The sequence below is a fragment of the Halohasta sp. A2 genome, assembly GCF_056175805.1.
The window spans coordinates 1-413 of record NZ_JAQFWV010000222.1; the positions used below are offsets into that span (position 1 = coordinate 1).

Sequence of the window (413 nt, forward strand, 5' to 3'; positions counted from 1 at the left end):
GGTAGCCGTTGTCTTTCCGCCCCTTCAGCGTCGAGAGATTGTCGTACAACCGCTGAACGACTTTCTGAAGCACCTTCGAGTGAACGTCCTTTAGATCGGACCACTCGCGTTTGAGGTCGGGAAGGAGGGACTGTTCGGAGTAGGCGGAGGTTCCGTCTACTCGGTTGAGTCGGTGAAGGAAGTGGTTGTAGACCTGTCGGCAGGTATCGACGGTCCACGCCAACCGCCCGTGGAGTTTGTCGGACGGTTTGAGCCGATACCTGTAGTTGTAGCGCATACCTACTCGTCGGATGGATCGGTGACGCGAACGACCTTGACGGTCGCACCGGCCCACGCTTTCGGGACGTAGACGTGCGCGCCGTTGCCGGATCGTTTGGCTTCTGTTTCGAGGACTTCGTGTCCTTCGACCTCGT

At 58.4% G+C, this 413-nt stretch carries 2 protein-coding genes; both read right to left on the reverse strand.

Features of this window, described 5'->3' with window-relative positions:
- On the reverse strand, window positions 1–277 hold a 277-nt coding region (locus tag O2S87_RS18885; RefSeq protein ID WP_475410240.1), incomplete at its 3' end, for a helix-turn-helix domain-containing protein.
- A gap of 2 nt (window positions 278–279) precedes the next feature.
- The coding region (locus O2S87_RS18890; RefSeq protein WP_475410241.1) for a DUF2080 family transposase-associated protein at window positions 280–413 on the reverse strand (134 nt) is incomplete at its 5' end.